Origin of the sequence: Fodinicola feengrottensis (assembly GCF_010993775.1) — a bacterium.
Classification (GTDB): Bacteria; Actinomycetota; Actinomycetes; order Mycobacteriales; family HKI-0501; genus Fodinicola; species Fodinicola feengrottensis.
In genome coordinates, this window is record NZ_WOTO01000029.1 from 1 (window position 1) to 23,013 (window position 23,013).

The 23,013-nt window shown below is 64.7% G+C and carries 21 protein-coding genes and 3 pseudogenes; 4 read left to right on the plus strand and 20 right to left on the minus strand.

The window, feature by feature from the left end:
* Window positions 1-372: 372 nt before the first annotated feature.
* Window positions 373-1,710: an amidohydrolase family protein gene (locus tag GNX96_RS25055; protein ID WP_279581421.1), complete on the minus strand. Its 1,338-nt coding sequence runs from the start codon at window positions 1,708-1,710 to the stop codon at window positions 373-375.
* Between the two features lie 130 nt (window positions 1,711-1,840).
* Here GNX96_RS25055 and GNX96_RS25060 point away from each other — a divergent pair, with 130 nt between their 5' ends.
* The gene (locus GNX96_RS25060; RefSeq protein WP_390624148.1) at window positions 1,841-2,386 is read left to right on the plus strand and encodes a LysR family substrate-binding domain-containing protein; all 546 of its coding nucleotides are present in this window, start codon (window positions 1,841-1,843) and stop codon (window positions 2,384-2,386) included.
* Window positions 2,387-2,566: 180 nt separating this feature from the next.
* On the opposite strand, the gene GNX96_RS25065 is transcribed toward GNX96_RS25060, so the two are convergent.
* The 12 genes and pseudogenes from GNX96_RS25065 to GNX96_RS25105 form a co-directional block, all read right to left on the minus strand.
* A complete protein-coding gene (locus GNX96_RS25065) occupies window positions 2,567-3,490 on the minus strand; it encodes an aminotransferase-like domain-containing protein (protein WP_279581422.1) in 924 nt (307 codons plus the stop codon).
* 283 nt (window positions 3,491-3,773) lie between these two features.
* Window positions 3,774-3,965 (minus strand): annotated as a pseudogene (locus tag GNX96_RS64775) (winged helix-turn-helix domain-containing protein); the annotation flags it as partial.
* 269 nt (window positions 3,966-4,234) lie between these two features.
* On the minus strand, window positions 4,235-4,546 hold the full coding sequence (locus GNX96_RS55015) for an aminotransferase class V-fold PLP-dependent enzyme (protein WP_279581423.1): 312 nt from the start codon (window positions 4,544-4,546) through the stop codon (window positions 4,235-4,237).
* The gene (locus GNX96_RS25070; RefSeq protein ID WP_279581424.1) at window positions 4,524-5,387 is read right to left on the minus strand and encodes an aminotransferase class V-fold PLP-dependent enzyme; all 864 of its coding nucleotides are present in this window, start codon (window positions 5,385-5,387) and stop codon (window positions 4,524-4,526) included. Before GNX96_RS25070 ends, GNX96_RS55015 begins: the two co-directional genes overlap by 23 nt.
* A 73-nt stretch (window positions 5,388-5,460) precedes the next feature.
* Window positions 5,461-5,820, minus strand: a complete 360-nt coding sequence (locus GNX96_RS25075; protein ID WP_163569964.1) for an MFS transporter — start codon at window positions 5,818-5,820, stop codon at window positions 5,461-5,463.
* Between the two features lie 187 nt (window positions 5,821-6,007).
* Entirely contained in the window at window positions 6,008-6,427 is a 420-nt protein-coding gene (locus tag GNX96_RS25080; protein WP_163569965.1) for a hypothetical protein, read from the minus strand.
* 84 nt (window positions 6,428-6,511) lie between these two features.
* Window positions 6,512-7,342, minus strand: coding sequence for a YeeE/YedE family protein (locus tag GNX96_RS25085; RefSeq protein ID WP_279581425.1), 831 nt, complete (start codon window positions 7,340-7,342; stop codon window positions 6,512-6,514).
* A gap of 28 nt (window positions 7,343-7,370) precedes the next feature.
* A pseudogene (locus GNX96_RS55020) lies at window positions 7,371-7,490 on the minus strand (hypothetical protein); the annotation flags it as partial.
* 311 nt (window positions 7,491-7,801) lie between these two features.
* Complete coding sequence (locus GNX96_RS25090) at window positions 7,802-8,404, minus strand: hypothetical protein (protein ID WP_279581426.1); 603 nt, start codon at window positions 8,402-8,404, stop codon at window positions 7,802-7,804.
* A complete protein-coding gene (locus GNX96_RS55025) occupies window positions 8,398-9,255 on the minus strand; it encodes a hypothetical protein (RefSeq protein ID WP_279581427.1) in 858 nt (285 codons plus the stop codon). The genes GNX96_RS25090 and GNX96_RS55025 overlap by 7 nt, the downstream gene beginning before the upstream one ends.
* A gap of 316 nt (window positions 9,256-9,571) precedes the next feature.
* Window positions 9,572-11,347: a hypothetical protein gene (locus GNX96_RS25100; RefSeq protein WP_279581428.1), complete on the minus strand. Its 1,776-nt coding sequence runs from the start codon at window positions 11,345-11,347 to the stop codon at window positions 9,572-9,574.
* 1,670 nt (window positions 11,348-13,017) lie between these two features.
* Window positions 13,018-14,628, minus strand: coding sequence for a WD40/YVTN/BNR-like repeat-containing protein (locus GNX96_RS25105; protein WP_163569969.1), 1,611 nt, complete (start codon window positions 14,626-14,628; stop codon window positions 13,018-13,020).
* Between GNX96_RS25105 and GNX96_RS25110 the strand changes: the two genes are divergently transcribed.
* Complete coding sequence (locus GNX96_RS25110; protein WP_163569970.1) at window positions 14,609-14,869, plus strand: hypothetical protein; 261 nt, start codon at window positions 14,609-14,611, stop codon at window positions 14,867-14,869. The two genes, GNX96_RS25105 and GNX96_RS25110, sit on opposite strands and share 20 nt — an antisense overlap.
* A gap of 46 nt (window positions 14,870-14,915) precedes the next feature.
* Here the strand turns inward: GNX96_RS25110 and GNX96_RS25115 are convergent, their stop codons facing one another.
* Window positions 14,916-15,392, minus strand: coding sequence for a hypothetical protein (locus tag GNX96_RS25115; protein WP_163569971.1), 477 nt, complete (start codon window positions 15,390-15,392; stop codon window positions 14,916-14,918).
* A 321-nt stretch (window positions 15,393-15,713) separates the two neighbouring features.
* Here GNX96_RS25115 and GNX96_RS25120 point away from each other — a divergent pair, with 321 nt between their 5' ends.
* Window positions 15,714-17,081, plus strand: a complete 1,368-nt coding sequence (locus GNX96_RS25120) for a BNR repeat-containing protein (protein ID WP_163569972.1) — start codon at window positions 15,714-15,716, stop codon at window positions 17,079-17,081.
* 37 nt (window positions 17,082-17,118) lie between these two features.
* On the opposite strand, the gene GNX96_RS25125 is transcribed toward GNX96_RS25120, so the two are convergent.
* The 6 genes and pseudogenes from GNX96_RS25125 to GNX96_RS25150 all read right to left on the minus strand — a co-directional run bounded on the left by GNX96_RS25125 (window position 17,119) and on the right by GNX96_RS25150 (window position 21,751).
* Complete coding sequence (locus tag GNX96_RS25125; protein WP_313885784.1) at window positions 17,119-17,694, minus strand: arabinofuranosidase catalytic domain-containing protein; 576 nt, start codon at window positions 17,692-17,694, stop codon at window positions 17,119-17,121.
* Window positions 17,674-17,940: pseudogene (locus tag GNX96_RS55030) on the minus strand (IS1380 family transposase); the annotation flags it as partial. The gene GNX96_RS25125 and the pseudogene GNX96_RS55030, both read right to left, overlap by 21 nt.
* Window positions 17,941-18,086: 146 nt before the next feature.
* Window positions 18,087-18,272: a hypothetical protein gene (locus GNX96_RS25135; RefSeq protein ID WP_163569973.1), complete on the minus strand. Its 186-nt coding sequence runs from the start codon at window positions 18,270-18,272 to the stop codon at window positions 18,087-18,089.
* Between the two features lie 78 nt (window positions 18,273-18,350).
* Window positions 18,351-18,806, minus strand: a complete 456-nt coding sequence (locus GNX96_RS25140; RefSeq protein ID WP_163569974.1) for a hypothetical protein — start codon at window positions 18,804-18,806, stop codon at window positions 18,351-18,353.
* 135 nt (window positions 18,807-18,941) lie between these two features.
* Window positions 18,942-20,480, minus strand: a complete 1,539-nt coding sequence (locus tag GNX96_RS25145) for a tetratricopeptide repeat protein (RefSeq protein WP_163569975.1) — start codon at window positions 20,478-20,480, stop codon at window positions 18,942-18,944.
* Entirely contained in the window at window positions 20,378-21,751 is a 1,374-nt protein-coding gene (locus GNX96_RS25150) for an AfsR/SARP family transcriptional regulator (protein WP_163569976.1), read from the minus strand. Before GNX96_RS25150 ends, GNX96_RS25145 begins: the two co-directional genes overlap by 103 nt.
* Window positions 21,752-22,220: 469 nt before the next feature.
* Here GNX96_RS25150 and GNX96_RS55035 point away from each other — a divergent pair, with 469 nt between their 5' ends.
* Window positions 22,221-22,907, plus strand: a complete 687-nt coding sequence (locus GNX96_RS55035; RefSeq protein ID WP_279581429.1) for a hypothetical protein — start codon at window positions 22,221-22,223, stop codon at window positions 22,905-22,907.
* The last annotated feature ends 106 nt before the right edge of the window (window positions 22,908-23,013 follow it).

The window sequence follows — 23,013 nt, forward strand, 5'->3', positions numbered from 1 at the left end:
GCGAAAGCATCGTGGCCTCTGGTTGCGATAATATGGCACGCAGATCTCCGCCCTCACGTGCTAGCATCATTAAGGAGTTACCAGGATGCGGGCGCACCTGCGTAGCTGGACCTGGCAGCGATGACCAACCGGTGTCGATTGACACTAGTTTCGTGGCTATCAGTCGCATGTGGAATTGCTCCGGGTTTTCCCGTCTAACCTCAAAATTCACGATAGGGCTTTGTGTTCCCGTGATTTGTCTGTCCATTGTGGACATCGTTTGCGGGATGGGGGTGATGGGCTTTTTGTGGTTTGGGTGTGCCGGGGCGGAGCCGTTGTCGCTGGCCGGACACCGAAACCTACTAACCGAACACGCCAGAAACACCGTTCGTGTTAGGGACCCCTCCTGGCAGGAGGGAATGACCTGGGCAGGATGGTCCGGATCGCCGCTGAACCCGTCGAACGGTTACTGAACGCTCCCGCCGGACCTGGCGAAGTCTTCGAGGTCGAGATCCTCTGCATCCAAGAACCGCGAGTGGATTCTTCGGCCGGGCAACGGTGGGCGACATGGTCGGACCGGCTGCGATGCGAGTGCGAGTTGGCGCCGTCAGTGTCCGTCCGGTCGTTCTGCGCCACCACGTCAACAGCGCGACCGGCCGTCCAGACACTTCGAATCTGACGGGCCGCAGAGACGTCGGACACCGGGTCGCCGGTGACCAGAAGCAGGTCGGCGCGCAGGCCGGGGCGGATGCGGCCGCGGTCATGGAGGGCGAACGCGGTGGCGGGAACGCTAGTCGCGGACCGCAGTGCCTGACGTGGGCTCAGACCGGCTTCCACCAGCAGGTCCAGTTCGTCGTGCAGGCTGCTGCCATGAGGTACCGCAGCGGGAACTCCGGGAGCGTTGTTGGCGTCCGTGCCAGCGATGATGGTGGCACCGGCCCGGTGCAGCGCTGTGACCGTGTTGCGCGCGTGATCGTAGGACAGGGCTGGGTTGCCGAGGTTGTGGGCGCTGCCGCGCATCATGATCAGTGTGGGCACCACGATGAGCTCCGTGTCGGTGATTGCCCGTACGAGATCCTCGTGGAGGACGGCGTCGAGTGGGGCGTGGGTGAGGACGTCGACTCCAGCCTGGAGGCCAAGGGCCACGGCGCCGGTGTGGCTGGCATGCGCCACTACCCGCAGCCCGGCCGCGTGGGCCGCCTCGACGCGCAGCGGTCGCGGTGTCCAGGCGGGGGGGCCTCCCGCCCCGGGCCGCTCGAGAACCAGCTTGCTGTAGTCGACTCCTTCGGCGGCTTGCTGGGCGACGCAGCGGCGGGCCTGTTCCGGGGTCGCGACCAGGTTCTCGGCGGGAAAGCCCGGGATCCGAGAGTGTGGGCCGCCCACACCGGCCAGCGGTGCGCCGCTGCTGCGAATGTCGGTGCCTTGTCCGGCTGTGCGCAGGGTGGCGACGAGGGTCGGGGGCCAGGTGCCCATGTCCAGAGCTGTAGTCACGCCGAATCGAGCGAGCGTTGAGAGCTCATCGGGGCCGCTGAAGTGCACGTGGGCGTCGAGCAGGCCGGGCAGCAGGGTCGCCCCGGCACCGTCGACGGTCGGTCCGGGGGGCGGGGCTGTGTCCGCCGGGCTGATGGCGGTGATCGTGGACTCTCCGATGGAGACGTTGTAGCGACCGTCGAGCAGGTCTGTCCCGTTGAAGACGGCGACGTCGGTCACCGTGGTGCCTGTCGTGACCATCACGCTTCCCCCTTTCGCAGCAGCCAATCCGTCGCTGATTGTTTGATGTCGCGCTCCAGTTCGCTGCCTTTGGTCGCGAAGGTGCGCTGGACCGGGAAATCGCTCACCTCCAACAGGTATCAGTGGCGAGATCGGCGCGGTACGAATCGGGTTCTCCGGTGTCACTGTCCTGCAGGGCGTCCTGACCGCGGACTTGCACCGTGTCCACCGGGCCCATCCACGCGTGGAACTGAACCTGGTCGAGCTTGCCCCAGCCGCGCAGCTCCAAGGCGTCCGCGAGGGCGCACTCGACGACATCGGCTACAGCCTCGACCTTGGCCTTGACCACACTGGCGACCTCGTGGTCACCTGTCGCGCGAGGACGACGCTGTCGATCGCCATGCGACCTGACCATGAGCTGGCCACCGGCGCGTCGGTGACCGTCGCCGACCTGGTCGACAGGAACCTCATTGTGTTCGCGTCCCGCGAGGACGACGAGACCGTACTCACCCGGCTCGGACCAGGCCTCCATGCGCACCGCTCTCGCGTCCACCTGGTGAGTGGCACCCTCGGCGTCCTCGCGCTCGCCTCGGCCGGAGTGGGCGTGGCCATCGTCCCCACCGCCACAGAACGCATCACCCTGCCCGACATCACTTACCGGCCCTGCGCGACAGCGCCACGGGGCCGAACGTGGTGACCATCAGCAGACCCGACGAACTGTCAGGACCCGTCCGCGCGTTCACCTCGCAGTGAACGCAGAAAATCGACAGCGACAAGACCATGCCTTCTATTACAGGTGCGCGAAACAGCGATGATGTCGTGGTGAACAACACAGGCTAGTACCAGGAGGTCTCACTTTGGCGGCTACCGGATCTATTCATGATTTGGTGACGACTTCCGCGAGGCGGCACGCACTTTCGGCGAGGTCGGCTTCGTCAGTGGCGGCGCCGAAGCCGATCCGAAGATACGCGGCGCTCGGTTCAGCAGGGAAGTAGCGAGTTCCAGCGCTGACGCCGACTCGCTGGCGACGGGCGACGGCCGTGATGTCAATGTCGCTGAGGCCAGCCGGTAGCTGGACCCAGAGGTGGAGTCCTCCGCCGGGAACATGGCGGACCGTCCACGTTGGCAGCTCAGTACGCAATGCCGTCACGAGCGCGGTGCATCGGTTGCGAAGCTGGGCGGACAGTGTCTTGAGGTGTCGTTCCCAGCCGGCCGAGCTCATCAGCTCCAGCGCCGCTTCCTGTAGCGGGCGGCTGACGAAGAAATCACTGACCCGACGCGTCGCTCGCAGCCGTTCCATCACAGGACCGCGCGCGACCATGGCAGCGATTCGGAAGCTCGGCGCGGCCGGTTTCGTCAATGAGGTGATGTAGACGACCGTGCCGTGGCGGTCATCATGGATCAACGGCGGCGGAACCGTCGGGGTGTGGCCGAGGAACCTAGCGAAGTCGTCCTCGATGACGAAAGCGCCGGCCGTACGGGCTATTTCAAGCACCCGTTGGCGGCGTTCGGATGACAATACGGCACCAGTCGGGTTGTGATAGGTGGGCTGGCAGTAAAGCAGCCGAGCGCCACTAAGCGCGAACGCCTCCTCGAGGAATTCCGGCGTCAGGCCATCATCATCGAGTGGCACCGGGACGGGGCGAAGACCGGCACTACGGATCGCGGCCAACGCGCCGTGATAGGTAGGAGACTCGACCAGTACGGCACTGCCCGGTACCGCTATCGCCCGGAATGCGATCGACAGGGCGTCCTGTCCGCCGGCAGTGATCAGCACATCGTCGGCTGACGCGCCCGTCAATGTCGCGAAAACCGAAACGCAATGCGGCGAGCCCGTTGATGGGTGCGCGATCCCAGGAACCTGGGCGACGTGCCGCCCGTACGAGTGCACCGGTGAGAAGGCTGGTCGGCTGCAACGCGGGGTGTAGGTAACCGCCGTCCAGCATGATCGTTCCATCCGTGGGCGGACCCAACTGGTCTGACAGTGAACGCGTGTCGACGACTCGATCCGCCAACGCCATGGCCTGCCAGCCGGTGTCGATGGGCCGATTCGGGGTGGCCTTGGTCGCCGACACGAAGGTCCCGCTGCCGGGCCGCGTAGTCAGCACGCCTTCCAGGGCCAATATGCCAATGGCGCGGCTCACCGTCCCGGGGCCGACATGGTGCTGTTCCATCAGCTCGCGGCTGGTCGGCAACTGATCACCAGGCGCGAGACCCGCAATCAATTGCCGCAGGTCCCGCGTAAGCCGCGATACGGCAGTGTTATTCCCACTCACGGTGTCTAACAATAGCGCTACCAGCTGCCCGTGGGCGTGAGACGGGAACGCCGAGCCCTTGGCCTGGGCTCAGACTGGTCTTGCGACCGATGTCGACCAATGGGGCCGATTCCTACCCGCACGTACCGCCGCAGTCAGCCTGTTCGACCGACTCAAACCGTTCAGGTCCGCGCGCTAGGTCAATGTCAACCGCGTAGGTGATCTGGTCAAGCAATTGGCGGCGTCGCCGTGCCTCTTCGTGCGTTAGGTCTCCTGCCATTATCTGCTTCTCAGTCCGACACCGGACTCGGGGCGAGATCCTCGACGAACCCGACGACCATGTCAACCTCTTCCTCGGTGTTGTAGTAGTGCGGGGACAGGCGCAGGCACCAGTCGACGTTCTTGTCGCCGAAGTCGTACTGCGCCAGGCCGCGGAAGCTGAGTGCGGAGTTCACTTTGCGCTCGTCCATGGCTCGTTTGAACGACTGTGGTCCCCACCCGGCAACGTCGAATGTGACCAGGGCCGCTGGGGTCGGACCGCGGTCGAGGGTGCGTACGCCGGGTATCGAGGCCAGTTGGTCACGTAGGTAGGCACCAAGCACCGGTGTGCGCGCCGCGATGCTGTCCAATCCCACGTGCAGCGCGTAGCGCGCGCGCGGCCGCGCACCCCAGGACCACCGAGTACGGGAACTCCCATTCTTCGAATCGCTGTGCGCTATTCACTGGCCGATATTGCCCGGGCGCCACCCAGCGCGCGCCGTACATGTCAATGAACAGCGGCTCGTAGCCATCGTTCAGGACGCGGTCGGACACATACAGGAAACCCGAGCCGCGCGGTCCGCGGAGAAACTTGCGGCAAGTCGCTGTCAGCAGGTCGCAGCCGATCTGGTGCACGTCAATCGGATACTGGCCTACCGACTGGCACGCGTCGACCAGGTAGAGCAGATCCAACTCGCGGACGTGTCGACCGATAGCCTCAACAGGTTGAACCAGACCTGAGTTAGTGGGTACATGGGTCACCGCGACCAGCCGCGGGCGCAGCTCTCGCATCAGTTTCACCATCGCTGCTACGTCGACACCACTGCCGTCGGGATGATCAGGCGCGTGCACGACATCCACGCCGAACCGTTTCCGCAGTGACAGGAACGCGATCTGGTTCGAGATGAAGTCGTTACGAGTGGTGAGGATGACATCCCCGCGCTGAAATGGAATCGCGGACAACGCGTTAGTGTACGCCTGGGTAGCGCTTCCGGCGAACGCGATGTTCCGAGCGTGGCAACCGATCAGCTCGGCGATCGACGCATGAAAGTCGCTAACGCGTTCCGCCTGTGCTGCGGCGGCTTCGTAACCGCCTATCCGCGACTCAAGGACGAGATGGTCAATCATAGCCTTGAGGACTGGACGTGCGAGCAGCCCGCACCCCGAGTTGTTGAAGTGGATCACCGATTCGCAGCCGGGAGTGTCCGCCCGCAACGCATTGACGTCCAGAAGTGCTTCCGACATTTGGTTGGTAGCGCTATTCAATGTATTCACGTTTCACAGTATCAGTTTCTAGGCGCCAGGAAAGCGTTCTGCATATTGTCGAGCGCCGCGAGAGGCTGGTAGAGCGCGGCGTAATGATGAACGTTATCCAGTAGGTGTGCAGTGTGGGCCACGAGAATGCCGCCAGGGTGGTTCCGGCGAGTTCGCCGACCACCGTGCTGGTCTGGCTCAGCGAGTTGGCCCGCCCCTGGTCCTTGGCATGCACGATCACCTGCAGCAGCGCCATGCCCGCCGGCTCGAAGAACGTGCCCACGGCCGCCTTGGGCAACGCGACGACGTAGATCACGGCTCGCGCGGTCGGATGCGCGGCGACGACGACCAGCGCGAGCAGCAACGCTCGCCATCGCACAGTCGCCGGTGCCCCCGCCGCTGGTGCCGGCGCCGGCCAGCCACCCTGTCGCGTTCAGGCCACGCGCCGCGTTGTCGGCGGTCGGGTCACTCCGGCTGTCGACCGCCGGCTGTCGGCCGACGGTCGCGCTCGTCAAGCGGCGGGCATCATGATTACCGGACTGCGTAGATTCTCAACGAGTCGGGGTGAATTTTGCGTAGCAGATAGCGACCGGGTTTTCTGCCGTCGACGTCTTGGACACCGCCACCTTTCCGTCGACCGTGACCGTGCATGTAGCCGCTTTTGTGCTCTGGACCAGCAACTGGACGACCTGCAGGGGCTGGTTGGCCGGCCACCTGTACTCGTCGTGCCAAGGTAGCGCGATGCTGTTTTCGCGGCGTACCAAGCCTGTTCCGGTGGTGTCGTACGCGATGGACACCGGGCCGCTGCCGGTCACGGTCAGCTGGATGTGCCGGGTCGGTGTCGACTTTGCCGCCGGCTGGCCACCTTTGGCCGCGGCGTGTCCGGCCTGCCCTTGCTGTTGTTCTGGATTTGCCGGCGCCTGTGCGGCAGCTGGGGAGTTGATCCACCGTGGGCGGTGGTGCCGAGCCATCCGGCGACTCCAGCGACGACCACTACTACTGCAGCGCCAGCCGCGATCAGAACCTTGTGCCGTTTAGTCAGGGTTGTCATGACCTCAGCAGACCGAGTCGGTGGGTTTTGGGTTGGTCAGGCCGAAAAGCGGCCGCAGTCGGAGGCCGGCGTAGGTGCCGGCGATGGCCAGCACACCCCAGAGCCAGCCGTGCAGGCTGAAAGATGCGATGCCAGAGAAGTACGCCCCGATGTTGCAGCCGCCCGCCAGCCTGGCGCCGTAGCCCATCAGAATCCCGCCGAGCACCGCGCCGAGCGCGAGTTTCCACGGGATCCGCCGGTGCAGGACAAAAGCGCCGGCAGCCGCGGACGCGATCAGGGCGCCGAGAATGATACCGAAATCCATCACGGAGGTTTTGTCCAGCAACACCGAGGAGTCCAGGGCTGCGGCGTTTTTCGGGACCATCCAGTATGCCCAGTGCGCCACATCGACGCCGAAGAGCTGCAGGATTTTTGAGCCCCACAAGGCGAAGGCGAAGGTGATTCCCCACGGGCTGCCGGAGAAGAACAGGGTGGCGCCGTTGAGTACGGCCAGCCCGATGGCGCCGACCCACAGTGGCCACGCGCCGCGGATCGCCCGGAGCAGGCCGTGGGTGGTGGGCGGTTCCTCGATGGCCGGCGGCTTCCGGCGCCGCTCGACCCGGAACGACACGGCGACAATCGCGGCCATCACTACCAGCGAAATGACCAGCGCGCCGGGATAGCCCAGTGGCGTCTTGGCCAGCGAAACGATCGGGCCGGGTGGGACTGTCTTGGTCCAGAAGGTAAAGTTCGCCGCGCCGAGCACCGAGCCGGCGACAAATCCGGTGAGCGTGATGAGGATCGCGCTCTGCCCGCTGCCGATCGCGAAACAACGTGCCGGACGCGCAGGAGCCACCAAGTTGCATGCCGACGCCGAAAAGAAAGGCGCCGACCACCACACCGGCGCCGACCGGCTGCAGCAGCGGCTGTGGGGTCACGCCGAACCCGATGCCGCCGCCGAGCAGGATCGCGAACAGCAGGCAGGCAATGGCCAGCATCAACATGTGCGCGCCAAAAAGCCCGCGGTTGACCGACCGCCACCAACTGCCGCCAGGCCGAGGTGAAACCGAAACGCGAATGGAAGAGTACGACGCCGAGCAGCAGCCCGAGAGCGTACAGAATCACCGTCTTCACGCCGCCAACCTGCGAAATCCAGGCGCCCAATGCGACCGTGAGGACGGCGCCGATCGCGACCACCGTCCATTTCACCGGTGGTGCCTGCGCGGCGGGCCTGGCCGCGCGGCTGGGCAACGTCGGTGCGGCGGGAAGTCCTTCGTCCGCGACCGCCATGGAAACCTCCGAAAGTAGGAAATGCTCAGGATTTTGCCGGCCCGGCGAGCGGGCCGCTGATCGGGACGACGGTGCCGTTCGGCAGCCAGCCGAGTGCCTGGCCGGCCATGTGCATGTCAAACTCCGCAGGTAAAAACGCCACCGGCGCGGCTGCGTAGAGTTGGGTCGGGTCGGTGTCCGTGCCGGTCTTGCCGGGCTGGCCACCGGCGGCCAGCCAGCTGAGATAGCCAGCAGTGGTAGGAAAGTCAGTGTTGAAGCCGTGCGCAAGCGCGGTGGCGTAACGTTCCGGCAGAGATTCGTGTGGGTTGAAGCGCAGCGGCAGGATCGAGCCGGCGTTCATGCTCAGGACCGGCGCTTCCAACAGCCACGGCGCCAGCCAGACGCCGGCCGTGTACGCCGTCGACCCCGCTTTTCCGGTGCCGGTCACCCGAAGTTTCTGGGCGGCCGGTGACCATCCGGATACGACAACCAGTGCGCCCGGCAGGTTTCCGGGCTTTTCCGGCGCAACAGGCAGTTGCAGAGCCGCGGCCGCCGATCGTACGAGCGATGAAGCGGCCGCCGCTCGTACCGAAGTGTCTGCGACTATCGTGATGGCTGGTACGTGCCGACTTGCCAGGAACGTCACCATCGATCGCAGGGAATCCGCGTCCGTGCTGGAAAGCTGGTTGGTTGGGCAAGCCGCGAGCGGCAAGTTTTTCGGCCGGTCATCAGGGTTCCCAGTGCCGCGCTAGCGCATTCGGCCGCGTCCGGACCGACCGAGCCGGCGATCGTGCGCTGGGAGAAGCCTGCGTCCGCTCGTACCGACGCCTGTTGGGTTTGGTACGAGAGTGTGACAGTGCTCCGGCCGGCGGGGAGTGTCAGGACCGCCCAGCCGCCAGCGGCACCCGGCTCAGCCTTTGCGTGTACTGGCGAGGAACCGTTCACCGCCACCGAAATCTGACCGGCGTGTTCGCCTCCCACGTGGACTATGTTCTTTCCCGGCAATCCAGGGGTTACCAGTACCGGCGTTGCGGAGCCTGCGAGATTTACCTCCCTGAGCAAGGGGGTTCCGGGAGTCGGCAACGGATCGGGCGCGGGCAAAGCCGCCAGGCTCGCCCAGGCCGCGATCGCCACAGCCAGGCCGATCGCCTGGTATTTCGCTAATTTTTCCGTTTGGAATTGCGCTGCCGTCCCGGCGACAACCAAGACGGTCTCGATGGTGATCGCCCAGCCGTACGATGTCCGTACCATTCGCTCGTCGAGGCCCAAACCGTTCAATACGGCCAAAGCCAGCGCGCTGACCAGCACGACGGCGGCCGCCACGGTGGACAAGACACTGGTCCGGGCGGCCACCTCCCGACGATCCGCGGCGGTGGCCGTAGCGGTCGCCGTGCCGAGCCACACCGCCAGCGCGGCGACGTGGGCAAATCCGACCCCACACCACCGCACCGCCGGCGTCGGCAACCGCCTCCCAAGCGATGACGGCGGCCAGTGCGGCACCGCCGAAAACGCTCCACCTTGACAGGTTTTCAATCGTGGGCAAGGAAGCGATCACCAGGGTGAAAGCAACCTGCGCCATCGCGATCGGCATGGCGGTGCCATCGCCAACCGAGGTGAGGCAGGCCAGCGCAGCCACTGCGGCCGCTGCCCATCCGATCCGTCGAGCCACCGGCGACGGTGGGCCGGCCAGTGGACGCACCAGTGCGCCACCGGCCACCGCTGCGGTGCCAAGGACAAGCAGCATCCGAGCGATAGCGGCCAAAGTGAACTCGCCGGCGCCGGTTGCGCCGGCGTGCGCCATTTCAGTGATCATCGGCTATTTCAGATCCGCATCCGCGACGACAAAGAGCTCCGAGTGCGGTTTTGCGTTGCCCAGCTTGCCGTGTGGCCACGACACTCGGTTGAAGTCGACGCAGGGCGTACCTTCGTTCTCGTCCCGGAAACTGGCGTCCAATGAGAGCGAGCCGGTCTTCGGGTTGGAGTTGACGATGCAGACCTTGTGGTTGCCGTCGATTCCGGTACGGGCCACAAAATAGTTCGACGTGGCGATCCGGGTGGTCTGGTCGGTCTCGTGGTAGTAACCGTCGCTGCCCAGTGTGAAGTTGTCGAGTGTGCCCCAGTGCGGCCCGCCGTCGATCTTCTGGATCCCGGCGATCGTGGGTGCGTCCGACTCGTTCCCGCCGCCGGTGATCTCGTCCGCGGTGTCGATGCTGACCTTCGGGTTGTTGCCAGAAGCCAGCAGCTTTTCGATGTTGAGCGAAACGACGTAACCGGGAGAGCCAGGATCGCTGGCGCCGTAGATCCCGGCCGGCCGGCCGATCACCGCGTGATACAGGTATTTGTCGTCGAGACTCGTCTGCACCCAGCCGCCGCCGTCGTTGCCGGCCGGGAACTGGGAAGATCCCAGTGCGGCCGCCGCCGTGGTGTCGTCGAAGACCTCGCGCCATTTCGGTTGCGGCGCGGTGATGTCCGGCGTATAGAAAATCGCGCCACCGGACATGGTCTCGGCAAAAGCTCCCTTGTGGTTCGGGAGATTGGTCACGGTCGTCTCCATGACCGCCCGGTTTTCGTTGCGCAGCGGGTCATCCGGATTGGACCGCGGTCCCTTGGGCAGGTAGTCCACGGATGTGACCCTCGGATGGTTGCGGTCACTGATGTCCCAGATGCGTACGGTCGGCCGGCGCAGGAACGGCGACGGCGCTTTCACCGGATCCAGAATGATGTTCCGAGGTTCGGCGTAGTCACTGGTGACCATCCGGTTCAGGTCCTCGCGTACCTGGATGCCGTGCGGATTGGCGCAGGTGGTGGTCACCGTGGTCGGCAGATCGAGGCACTGGCTGGCATCCTCGGACTGCCCGGTCGCGGCCGGCGCCTGGGTGAGCACCTTGCCCTGCTGGTCGAAATGCACGACCTCACCGGGGGAGCCGGCGAATCCGTTGCCTATCGCCGTTTTCCCGTTCGGATAGATGTACGGGCCAGGAACCACCGGCCCGCCCATGTAGGTCCCGTACGCCGTACCGTCCTTCAGCACCCAATAGGCGTCCGGCACCGAGCCACCCAGCGTCTGGGTCGGCAGGCTGATGCCACTGATGCTGACTTCCGGCAGCTTCTTCACGTCAAAAACATAGGTCGCCGCACTGAAAAGGCCGCCGGCGTAGATCTTGTCGCCCTTGTGCCAGATGTACTGCATGTGGTGCGGCTCGTTCTCCACCAGCGGCCCGACTGTCACCGTGTTGACCACCTTGCCGTAGCTTGGCGAGCCCTTGGTGGCGTCGATGACAGCCAGGAAATCCGGACCTGGCAAGGCATCCGTGACCGTCTTGCCGAGGCCGCCGAGGTCAACGGAAAGCCCGCCGGGGAGGCCTTTCACGGTTTTCACCGCGGTGTCAGCGATATTCTCGTCGCCGGCCCAGACCAGCAGCCATTCCTTGCGTTTGGCACCGCTGGTCGCGGTGTTCGCCAGCTGGCGGTCCAGATGGTTGGTGACCGAATAGGTCTTGCCGTCCGCGCCCGTCAGGCTCGAGACGAGTTGGTCGATACCGGCACCGGAAGCCGCCTGGGTGGCGGGAACAACCAGTGCCGCGACCGACAATCCGAGGACTGCCGCAAAAACAGCAGGCCTTCGTTGTCGGAGGCGAAAAGGTAGGGGCATGCCAGCTCCTCATGAGGGGAGAAAAGAAAAGGGGGCGTGGAAAGAAGCGCATTCGCAGCGCTGGCCCAAGCTGGTCCAGTCGAGGGCATGGCGAAGCCAAGGGTGGCTGCGACGCCGATGCACACGCGCGCCGGAAAGGACACGAGTTGGCACTCGGAAAGGAGGCCGTCCGTACGGACGGAGTCAGAAAATGACCGCCAGATTACCGGGGGTCAGAAAAGAAGGGTCAGCGCCGTCAACGCGCTCTACGAGCCCGGACAGACACTGCTGGCCTGCCGTACGAGATCGACGTATCGGCAGGCGACCAAGAGTAGGCGCCGTTCCACGGATAGGAGTATTCAGACGCGGACAAGTCTATGTCAAGTCAAGTCCGACCAAAACGCTCACTATGCGGGAACTTTTTCCATGTCACTTTCGATCAGGGCTCACACCGGGCTTGACCGGCCGCGGGAATGTTGTGAGAGTGCCGCACGGGTACGTCCGCGCGCAAGGAGAATGGCGATGCGGATCGGTGCTGCTCAGAGGTGGGTTTTCGGTAAGATGACAGTAGTCTGGTGATGCTTGCCGGCAACGTGCCCGGAACGGCCGCGATACGGCTCGATGCGACATGAATTTCGCAAGTTCCGAAGACTGAGCCGACTACTGGAAGACGAGTCGACCTCCTTGAGTACGTCGAGGCAGTCGAGACTGGTTCTTCTGGCATTCTGTCGCACTGAGGCGGCACGATCAGCCGAGGGTCACCGTCCACATTCCTCGCCCGTGGGTGGCTGCCAGCACGGCGTTACCGCCAGGCTGGGTCCGTACGTTGGTCACGGCGACGTTGGGCAGCACGCCAAGCCGGGACCAGCGGGTGGGCGATCGTCGGTCGGCGGTGAACAGGCCGATGTCGGTGCCAAGGACAAGTTTCCCGCCGGCGATCGCGAGGCCGTCGCCGGGGGCGTCTGGCAGGTTTGCGGTGATGTTGCGCCAGGTCGAGCCGCCGTCGACGGATTCGAACAGGACACCGATGCCGCCGCCGGGGATCCATCGGCGGGAGTAGCCGTTGTAGACGGCGTAAACGTGGGCGGGGTTGGCGGGGTCGACGGTGAGGCCGGCTGTAGCGGTTGGGAAGTACGGGTGAGCTGATCCGGTGCCAGCTGCCGCCGTAGTTGGTGTCGATTCCACTGGCGAACGACGGTGAGGGGTTGGCGCCGCTGTCGACCCATGCCGCGTACGTCACGACACCGCTGACGGCGACCGCGGTGCCGATGTTGTAGCCGCCGGCCGCGTCGGTGCCGAAACTGTGCACGGGGGTCCAGTCGCAGTTGGTCGCGCAGACTGTATTCCAGCCCTTGACCGTGTCCCAGACCTTGTTGCCCGCCGCCACCCAGTGATTGGCGTTGTGGATATCGGCTTGGAACGGCGCGATGAACCGGGCGGATGGGTCGCATGCGGTCGCATCTGTGTAGTAGCCGCATTCGGGGCTGATGGTGGTGAACGTGTGGCCGCCGTCGCTGGTGCGGTACATCGCCAGGTTGGTGTACTCGCCGACTGCCTGCTGACCGTTGGCGGGATTCACCAGGACCATCCCACCGTCCCCGTCCCCGCCCGCAGGCTCGATGTTCTTGGCGTTACCGGGGAAAAGGGCCGAGGTGCCGTTGTCCTGCAGGCCGCCCCAGTACGCCGTCCCGTGGCCGGATCGCCCGGCGGCGGCGTCGTAGTATTGCAGCGTCCGTACGGTGTCGTTCAGATCCACCCAGCTGCCGTATCCGGTCACCGACATCGGGCGCCGATAGGTGCCGCCGTCGTTGCCGATCACCACCTGCCGGTCGGCGGTCAGCGCCAGCGCGCGTGCTGGGTGGGGGGGGTGGGTGGCCGGCGGGCACGCTGCGGTGCCGCAGGTCAGGCCGTAGTTCCAGTATTGGCTGGCGGTCTGGAATGTGCTGCCGCCGTCGTTGGTCTGGAAGACCTCCTCCAGGCTGACGTAGGCGTGCATCGGGGTTTTTGGGGTCCACCGCGAGAACCTGGTTGTACCAGGACTGAATCCCGACGTGGTAGCCCGCCAGGTTCTGCAGTGCGGAGCCGGACGCCCCGAGTGAGTCCGAGTCGGCGATCCGGGTGTACGGACCCGCCGGATTTCCTGACGCGGAAGCGAAAACGCCTTGCAGGTTGGTGTCGTCGTTAGCCAGGAGCTTCTTTGGGGACTGGACGATCGCGTAAAGCCGCGACCCGTCCGCCGCGTACGCCAAGGTCGTACGACCGATGTCGGTGGCGTCAATGTCCCCGGCTGGGGTGACGCGCTGGAAGGACCCCGGTCCGCCGCCGGTGGTGGACAGGTAGAACCCGTTGTACGCGGTGCCGTTGCGCCACCCCAGCACGGCCAGTACGGACTGGCCGCCGGTTCCCGGCCGGATGGCCACGTCGGAAATGAACGAGGTGTCGTACGGGGAACCCGTCGGGTTCGGATCCGGCTTGAGCACTAGCGTCCAGCCACCGTTGCTGGTGTGGAGCGAATGCCGGTACAAGCCCTGATTGGTGGCCGCGTACACCTGCCCCTGACCATCGGCGACGAGCCGGAACGTCTGGTGATCCAGCAACTCGTCGCCGCCGACGCGGGTGAAACTGCTGCGGCCTCCGTTGGTTGAGCGGTACACACCCGTTCCGAGGTACGAGTCGCTGCTGGTGTTCGACTCGCCGGTTCCCACCCAGAGCGAATGATCCGGGCCGACCAGCAGCGCGCCGATCGACAGTGTGTTCTGGCCGTCCCAGATGGAATGCCAGGTCTGGCCGCGGTCGGTCGACTTCCACACGCCACCGTCAGCTGCGCCCTGGTAGTAGGTGTTCCCATCGACCGCAAGAGCTGTCGTACGTCCAGCGACCGTACGAAAACCCGCGCCGTCGTTGGACCAGGTGGGATCGGTGTATCCGGCCGGCTCAGCATCCAGCGGCTGCCCGGTGACCTCGCTCGCACGGCCACGTGCCAGCGGAAGTGCCGCCGCCTGACCGCGCGCGGCGACCAGCGCAGCTGCCGACACCGAGTCACCCGGAGCGCTGCGCTGACCGGCGTACTGCTCCGCCTGATCGGCAACCTCCAGAGCGTCGCCCTCGCCCTCACCGCGCTCCAGCGGTCTCAGCCCCGACGACCGAGCGTGCTGCTGCACCTGGATTTTCGCCACCCCACGCAACGGATCCGGGTGGGGAGGCGCCGCCGAGGCAGGTGTGGTGAGCGCCACGGTGGTCACCGCCACCACTGCCAGGGCCACTGCCGGGCGAGTGAAGATCGACTTGTTGGATAACGCGAACAACATCGCCGCACCGATCCCTTCGCACCGCACCTCGGCGCAGCCGAATGCTGGCACAGCACCGCACAGCCGTCCACGGTTTGCCAATAAAAAAAAAACGGGAAAGGTCCGTCGCAATCGAACAAACAGCCAAATCGATCACAAAACGCCTTATGGCGAGGTTAAATCCTTGCATTGCTAACGAACCGGTGACGACGATCGCGGTGACGCCCGCGCGCTGACGCCGATCACGTTGCGGCCGGTACGCGCCGGCCCCTGATCATCGCGACAGCGGCGGGCACACTGCCGATCACCACCAACCCCAAGGCGACGGCACCAACGACCAGCCGGTAAGGGAAAACGAACGCGGTCAGGGTCAACGGGCTGCTCGCAGCCAGCATCCAGGTGGCCCACCACGAGATGATCCGACCGCGGCCCAAAGCGATGCCGAACAGGACGTACGACGTCAAGTGACCGACGACGTAAACAACAAGATACGAAAGCATCACCGGATCATTGGTGAAATGATCCCAAAAACCTCCGTACGAGGCGCTGTCCGGAAGCTGCGCCAGGGCATTGGTGACATCGTCCTGCGCTGTCAGTGCGGAGAACGGGAGCCAGCCGATCACCGCCAGCAGGCCTGCGATGGAGGCCAGCCACGGCGTCCGCGGATAGGCCAGCCACGCCAACCCGATCGCGCCGAATGGCAGGAGGTAGGAAGCCACCACAAACGCGACCAGATGAATCGCATTGGTGACCGGGCTCGCGTGAGCATTATGTGTGAGGCTCAGGACACCAGACTCATGAATGGAAGGGTTGAAAACTCCGCCGATCAGAAATGCAGCAGCGGTCCGCCAACGATCCCCACCGCCAACACCCACCGCAGGAGTCGTTCGGACGGCGCAGCCGCGGCGGACGAGGTATCCGACTCGGACATGGGACTCGCCTCCTTGGATTTTCTTCTCAGGTGCAGCATTCCAGCCAGACTCCGGCCCGTCGCCCGCGGCCAGGAGATACCGTAGAGATGCCCATGAAAAGAGAAAACGTTGCCGGCGAACCACGGACCTTCGGTGACGCCGTACGGCCGCACCACGGTCGACACACAGGCGCTGTTTTTCGTCTCGTACGACGGCCTGGTCAACAACAACTCGTTCCAGAAGAACGGGCTGCTGACCTACCGGAGCTACCAGTACGCGGTCTGGTACGCCGCTGACCGCAACGCCGTGGTTGGCCGTCGGGCGCTCGGCGAGAGCAGTTGGGCGACCGTCAAGGTTGGCCACACACTCAAAAGCGACGACTCCCACAACGTGATGTCCATGGGCGTCTCCACAATCGACGGCCGGTTGCACCTCAACATGGACTCGCACAGCGACAGTTTCACGTACGTCAGGTCGGTGTCGGGCCTGCTCGACAACCCCAGCGGCCTGAGTTGGACCGCAAACCGCTTCGGCGCCGCGCAGCCGACCCTTGACGGACTCGCGTTGACCACGCTGTTCACGTATCCCCAGTTCATCTCGACGCCTGAGGGCAACCTTCAGCTCAGCTACCGGGCAGGGATCTCCGGTAACGGGCGAAACGCTCTCGCCGAATACGACGGCACCTCATGGACCAACCTGGGTGAGTGGACCAGCTCAACCGGCGTATACCGCAGCGAGCACGGCTCGAGCGCGGCGCGCAACATGTACCTGCACGGCATCGACTACGACCTCGACGGCCGAGTGCACTCCTTTTTCACCTGGCGCGAGCAAAACGGCGCCGTGATGGGCGCCAGCGGCGGCATCGCCAATCACGACACCGGCTACGTCTACTCGACCGACCGCGGCCGCACCTGGCGCAACGACGCGGGAATCGTCGTCGGCGCCACTGGCAGCACCTCCGGCTGCCCGGGCCCGATCGCCGTCACCGACAGCGGGCTCGTCATCGATTCGCTCGACGCCGACCACTCGCTCATGAACCAGGAGAGCCAGGCAGTGGACTCCACTGGCCTGCCGCATGCGATCGTCAGCTACGTACCCGGTCGCTTCGGCCAATGCACCACGAACTATGTCGCGGACCGCACCAACCACGGCCGTGCCTTCCACCTCCGCAAGAACTCGTCGGGCACTTGGACCAAGACCGAGATACCGATCGCGCTCCGTTCCAGCCAACGCACCAGGCTGGTCCTGGACAAGTACGACAATGCGTACGCGGTGCTGCCGAGAGGGCGGATCGCCGGCGCCTCGAAATCCTCCGGATACCGGGACTGGACGCTACTGTATTCCGGGAGCGGTCTGAACGCCTTCGGCGGCGAGGTCGTGATCGACGAGACGCGGATCAGGCAGGACAACGTCCTGTCCGTGCTGTACCAGGAGAAATCAACCGGCACCACGACCCCATCGGCACTGCACGTCATGGACTTCGCACTGCCATCGTGACCGGATCCGCTTGCTTCGGTGCTTTCTTATGGTGGATCTACTTGTACGCGACGGCGACGATGTTGGCCTGCACCGAGTTTTCGGTGGTGGTCGACGGATAGCCGGAAGTCATCACGCCTTCGTAGAAGGTGCCCGCGGAACTCTTGCCGTTGCCGGTGTCGTTGTTGCTCGTTTCGGCGTTTCCGTAGTCGAAGCAGCAGCCGCCGTTGTCATGCGTACCGTCCAGAATCGCGTACATCCCCTCTGGTTGGTCACCGGTCGCGATGCCAGCGGTGTTGTCGTTGCGATAGCCGGTGCCGGGTGCCACGTAGACGCCGTACACCTTGTGGCCGTTGACTGTGGTCGGTGCCGCGGTCGCGTTCGCGAGGTTGTCAGGGCCGCCGGCCGCGCCGCCACCCCCGGGCTTGGGTGAGATCGTTGTGGGCGGGCTGGTCTGGTCGTAGATCCTGGTGATCACGCAGCTGGTGCGCGCGCAGAACGAATCCTGGGTGGCCGCGTTGGCGTAGCCGCCTGCGGCAAGCGGGGCGATGCTCTTGTACGTGTTGTCCGATGAGCGTCGCACCTGATACAGCGGCCCGTTGTACGACGCCCACACCGTCGGGTCACTTGCCACCGAACCGAACAACGCAGGCTGGGCCCGCACCACCGCCAGATCAGCCACACAGTCACCACCCAACGCGACCGCGGTCGCGATATCACCCACGATCTTCCCCGGATCATGACTGGCCCGACGCCACCGACACGCCCGCCTGACCCCGCACAACCCGATCGTCTGGCCCAACAACAACCCACCAGCCCAGGAGACCAACGACTCGCGACCAGGATCCAAAACCAACCCGCCAACCCTGTTACCCTTCACCTCCGGAGTGCCTTCCTGACGCAGTGACTTGAGACATCGCAATCCCAAGTTTCCCGCACCGGATAGGCACTTCCGTGCATTTGACCGTGTCACTCGCCAACAGATGAAATCCCGAGGCTAGGCGAATGATTCCTGTCCTATCGTGTTCAGGAGACGAAATATACGACCGCGAGTACGATCCCGATGACGACGGAGGCGGCGAGCACCACCAGTGAGAGCACCCAGGCGGCGCGCATCAGGAGACCAGGTTTATTCGTTCTGTTGTTCATAACGCCCACCACGAGCAGGGCCGTACACACGATGCCGAGGACGATCCAGGGAGTCCAGGACATTGCTATTCCTCCGAGCGGCATTAGCGTTGATCGCTGATTCAGCTCAGTGACAGATTACTTCGCCAGTTTGCTGGATCATTATCCCGTGTAGGTGTCGCCACAGAATCGGTCGCCAGTGACCAGGCATACCTGCGTACGCCAGCCGGGGCCGTTCCAGTAGAAGCCAGTTTGATATCGGTCGGTCGCTTCCATCGTCCTGGAGATGTCAAAGCTCTTTCGCCACTTTCCCTGCAGGTAGTGCCACCGTAGGTAGTGCACGGTACATAGTGCATGGCCCCAGGTTTCGAATTCGGCTTGCGTGTATTGGTAGTGTCCGCCGGACGCGTTGGTCCAGTCAGTGCCATTCATCCACACCTTGCATTCGCCCGCCGACGCGCTGTAGGCGTTGCCCAGATAATTACCGACGGCGCCGGCCGGTTGGCCGGGATCAGTGCTCGAGGCCACGGCCGGACTCGCCGGGCCGACCGTCGCTGTGAGTACGGCTGCCACGCCAACGACAGTGACCACCGCCGTGTTCAGTCGTGCTTTCATCATGGGCTATCTCTTTCTTTGAGTTCACATTTCGGCGATTTCCACCCATCCGACGTGCCAGGACCACCTTGATTGAGGGGTCTTAACGAAATCTTGTCGCCCCCGGCTGGATCAATGAAGATGGCGGTGAGTCACGAGTCAGCGCATCGTGACGATGCCGCAACGGGACAACGGCCTGGCGAGATACTGCTGCTGCGCTTGGGCGGTGCCGGCACTGTCGCCGGCCTCGTCGAAGATGTCCACCGCTTCCTTCCAACAGGTCCGGGCGGCGGTGAGTTGTCCTTTGTGTTGTAGGGCATTTCCGAGTTCGGTGAGAGTTGTCGCGGTGCCCCAACGGTCGCCGAGTGAGCGCCGGATGGTGAGAGAGCTGCGATGGAGGTCGATGGCTCGGTCGTACTGACGCAGGCCTTGGTAGACCCGGCCGAGGCTGTCCAGAGTGAGTCGTTGGCTGTGGTGGTCGTCGGTACGTTGCTGGATGTCCAGCGCTCGCCGCAAATGCTGGTCGGCTGGGCCGAAAATGCCTTGCCTGCGGCAGGCATCGCCAAGGCTGTTGAGCACCAGGCCTTCACCTCGCAGGTTGCCAAGGCCGCGGTAGGTCTTCAGTGCCTTCCGGTAGCAGTCGGTGGCTTCGGCATACTGCCGCCGGTCGGCGTACGCAGCGCCGAGTACGTTGAGGGTGACCGCCTGCCCTCGTCGATCGCCAGTTCGTCGGCGGATCGCCAACGACTGTCGGCAACAGTCGATTGCCTGCCGGAACCTGCGCTGGTCCGTGTAGGCGATGCCCAGGACATTGAGGGTCAGCGCCTCGCCGGCCTGGTCACCGTCCAGGCGAGCGGCCTCGAGAGCGATTTGATGCGTGCTGATCCAGTCGTCCCAGTGCTTGCGCAGGTGGAAGAATCCCCACATCGTCGCGGGCAACTGCCATGCCACGGTGTGCAGGCCGTGGTCGGCGGCCACACCGGTGGCGGCCACCAGGTTCGCGTGTTCGCGATCGAACCAGTCCAGGGCCGCTTGGTGGGTGCGGAACTCCGTTTCTCGCGCTGCCGCTGGCCGGTTGAGCGAAAGGTGTTCACCGAGCGGGAAGACCGCGCGGTTCGCGGCCTGTGCACTGTGCAAATACCAGGTCATCAGACGTTCGACAGCGGCGGTTCGCTGCTGCGCCGGGTGGCTGGTGTCTGTGCACTCGGCGGCGTAGACCCGCAACAGGTCGTGCAGCTGGTAACGGCCCGGGCTGGGCGACCGCAGCAGGTCCGTGTCGACGAGCGTCTCCAGCCCTCGTTCGGTGCGGTCCGTCGGTTTGTCGAGCAGCGCTGCCAGCGCCGGCAAGCTCGCATCCCGGCCGCCGTGCAGGCTGAGCAGGGGGAAGAACCGAGCCGGATCCCCGGTCGGCGGCAGGCCTGTGTATGTCACCTGGAACCTGGCCCGGACCGCCAGATCACCGCTGACCAGCTCGTCCAGGCGGTGGTGCTCGTCAGTCAGCCGGTCGGCGAGCGTCCGCATACTCCACGCCGGCCGTCCAGCCAGTCGCGAGCCGGCGATCCTGACCGCGAGCGGCAGACCACCGCAGGCGGCAATCACCTCAGCGCTCGCGGCCGGCTCGGCCCGTACTCGCTCGGTGCCAGCGAGCCGGCCGAGCAGGGTGAGCGCGTCGGCTTCACCGAACAAGCCCAGGTGCACCGGACTCGCGCCTTCCAATCCGACCAGCCGAGCGCGCGGTTGGTGACCAGCACTCGGCAGCCTCCGCTGCCCGGCAACAGCGGCCGTACCTGTGCCGCGTCGCGGGCGTTGTCCAGCAGGATCAGCATTCGGCGACCAGCCAGCAGGCTGCGATAACGGCAGCCGAGTTCCGGGGCGGCGGCCGGGACGTACGCATCCTCGCCTGCGCACGCTCGAAGAAAGCCAGCGAGGATGTCGTACGCGCAAGCCGGCGTCGGGTCGGTGCCTCGCAGGTCCGCATAGAGCTGCCCGTCCGGAAACTCGTCCTTGAGCTGGTGCGACAGCCGTGCCGCCAGCGCGGTCTTACCGAGGCCACCCATGCCGCTGACGGTGACGATTCGTACGCCGTCGCTGTCCGCACCATCGATGAGCAACCTGGTGAGCAGGGCGAGTTCGGTCGTACGCCCAGTGAAGTCGGACAGGCTGGCAGGCAACTGCGCGGGTGGGCGGCTCACGGTCGGCTGCCTAGGTGTGGTCGCCGACGGCACGCCACGCAGCAGCGTCGCCTGATAGAGCTCCTGCAGTGCGGGGGATGGGTCGACGCCCAGCTCGTCGGCCAGGCGGTGCCGGGTCACCGCATAACACTGGATCGCCTCGGACCCACGACCAGCCGCGAGCAACGCCCGGAACAGCGTGAGCGCGATCTTCTCATCAAGCGGGTGTTCGTCGGCCAACGGCCGAACGCGGCGCAGTGCCGCAGCGGCGTCGCCCAGCGCCAACTGCGCGTTCACCCAGTCCAGCACCGCCTCGACGTGCTGCTCGCGGCAGTGTTGTCGAACCGTACCGACCCAGTCGCCGGTGAGGCTGGCCAGCGGCTCGCCCTGCCAGAGTTCGAGTGCTTCGGTGAGCAGCGTCGCGCGTTGTTCGTCGCCGCATTCCGGTCGCCTCGACCGCTCGGCGAGCCGCTGGAAGCGGTGGAAATCGACATCGTCCGGGTCCACGGTGAGTTGATACCCGCCACCGGTCCGTTCCAGCCGCGCGACCGGGCCGTCGCATGCCGCGGCTTCGGCCAGCACCCGCCGGATCCGCGTGATGTGGACGTACAAAGCGTTCCGTGGTTGTCCCGGCGGCCGCTGATCCCAGACCCGGTCCACCAATGTGTCGATCGTGACCGTACGCCCGGCGTCGACCAGCAGGGCCACCAACACAGCCCGTTGCTTGGGTGGCCCGAGGTCCAGCACCCGCCCGCCGGTCGATAACCGCACAGGGCCGAGCATCCGGATGTAGGCCATTTTCTCCCCAAGCTACCGAATAACCGGCAGGACACATACACCAAACCACACCCACACAAGGCAGACGTGCGATCGGCCGTATCGGTCGGCAAGACATCGGCAAGGTTTTCCACCAAACCGCGGTGCCAGTGTGCTGTCCAAGCGAAGGCCGGAGCGGACATCCAAGCACCAGCACCGGAAAACAGTGAAAAACGCCCTCGGCGGGCTTCGTCTTCCCATCGCCCGGACACAGGAGATGCCATTGTTCGGCAACGAATTCCTCAAGATTCACCCACGACGATCAAGGGAGCCGTGACCGTAGCGCGTTACCCCTAACTACCGCACGGGGTTGCATAGCCGAGCGGCAGCGAGGCGTTGTGGCCGTACCAGAGCCGGACCTCGCCCGCCCAGCGATCTGGTGATTACGCCGTCAACATGGGCGAAGCGCCATCCCCTTGAAAGCTATACAGGTTAACAAAAGGAGACTGTGATGCACCAGCTCAATCGAACGACGACCAAAATCGGACTTGCCGTAGCGGTCACACTCGCACTCCTCGCCGTTGCCGCGCCTTCCTCGGCTGCTCCCGCGGCCCGGACCGAAAAGGTGTCGAATCCACCACTCTCGATCAGCCCGCAATCAGCCTCCGGCTGCCACGACGGCAACGTCACGCAGACCTGTATCGACATCGAGGGCAAAGGGCTCTACACGAGGTCAATCGAGGGATATGTAGCCTCGCTAAACGGAAGCAAATACGACTTCTACCTGAGCGTATACGGACCGTGGGGGCACTGGTTCAACTCGGCCGCCGCACGTGGCACGTACCTCGATCACCATTGGACGATTGACAAGAACTTGCCGGCAGGAAATTACTGCGTGTTCGGCTACGTATATACTACGGCGACGCTTGGCACCACGACGCCACCGCATGCAAAAACGTTCACAAATAGCTCACGCCAAACGACCCCGCGCTGGGCTTGGAGCTGCTGCCCATTCTGGATCTGTGAGATCTCATCCCATGCAAACGGGACCCTCTACGGCGACTGGGTACTTCGGCTGTGGGCAAGCAATTTCGGTTCAGGCCGAAAACTCTTGACCGATGCGTTCAGTGCCGCAAGCATCCTCATGAGAGCACGGTCTGGGGCAAGGACGGCTTGTGACCTTGTTCTAGCCATGTAGGGCAGGCTCCCTTCCTACTTGGCGTCTCACGCTATTCTTCTATCGCGGAAGGGCTCATCATGTCTCGTTGTCGCGGGGTCAGTCGGCTGCTTGCCGTTATTGGAGC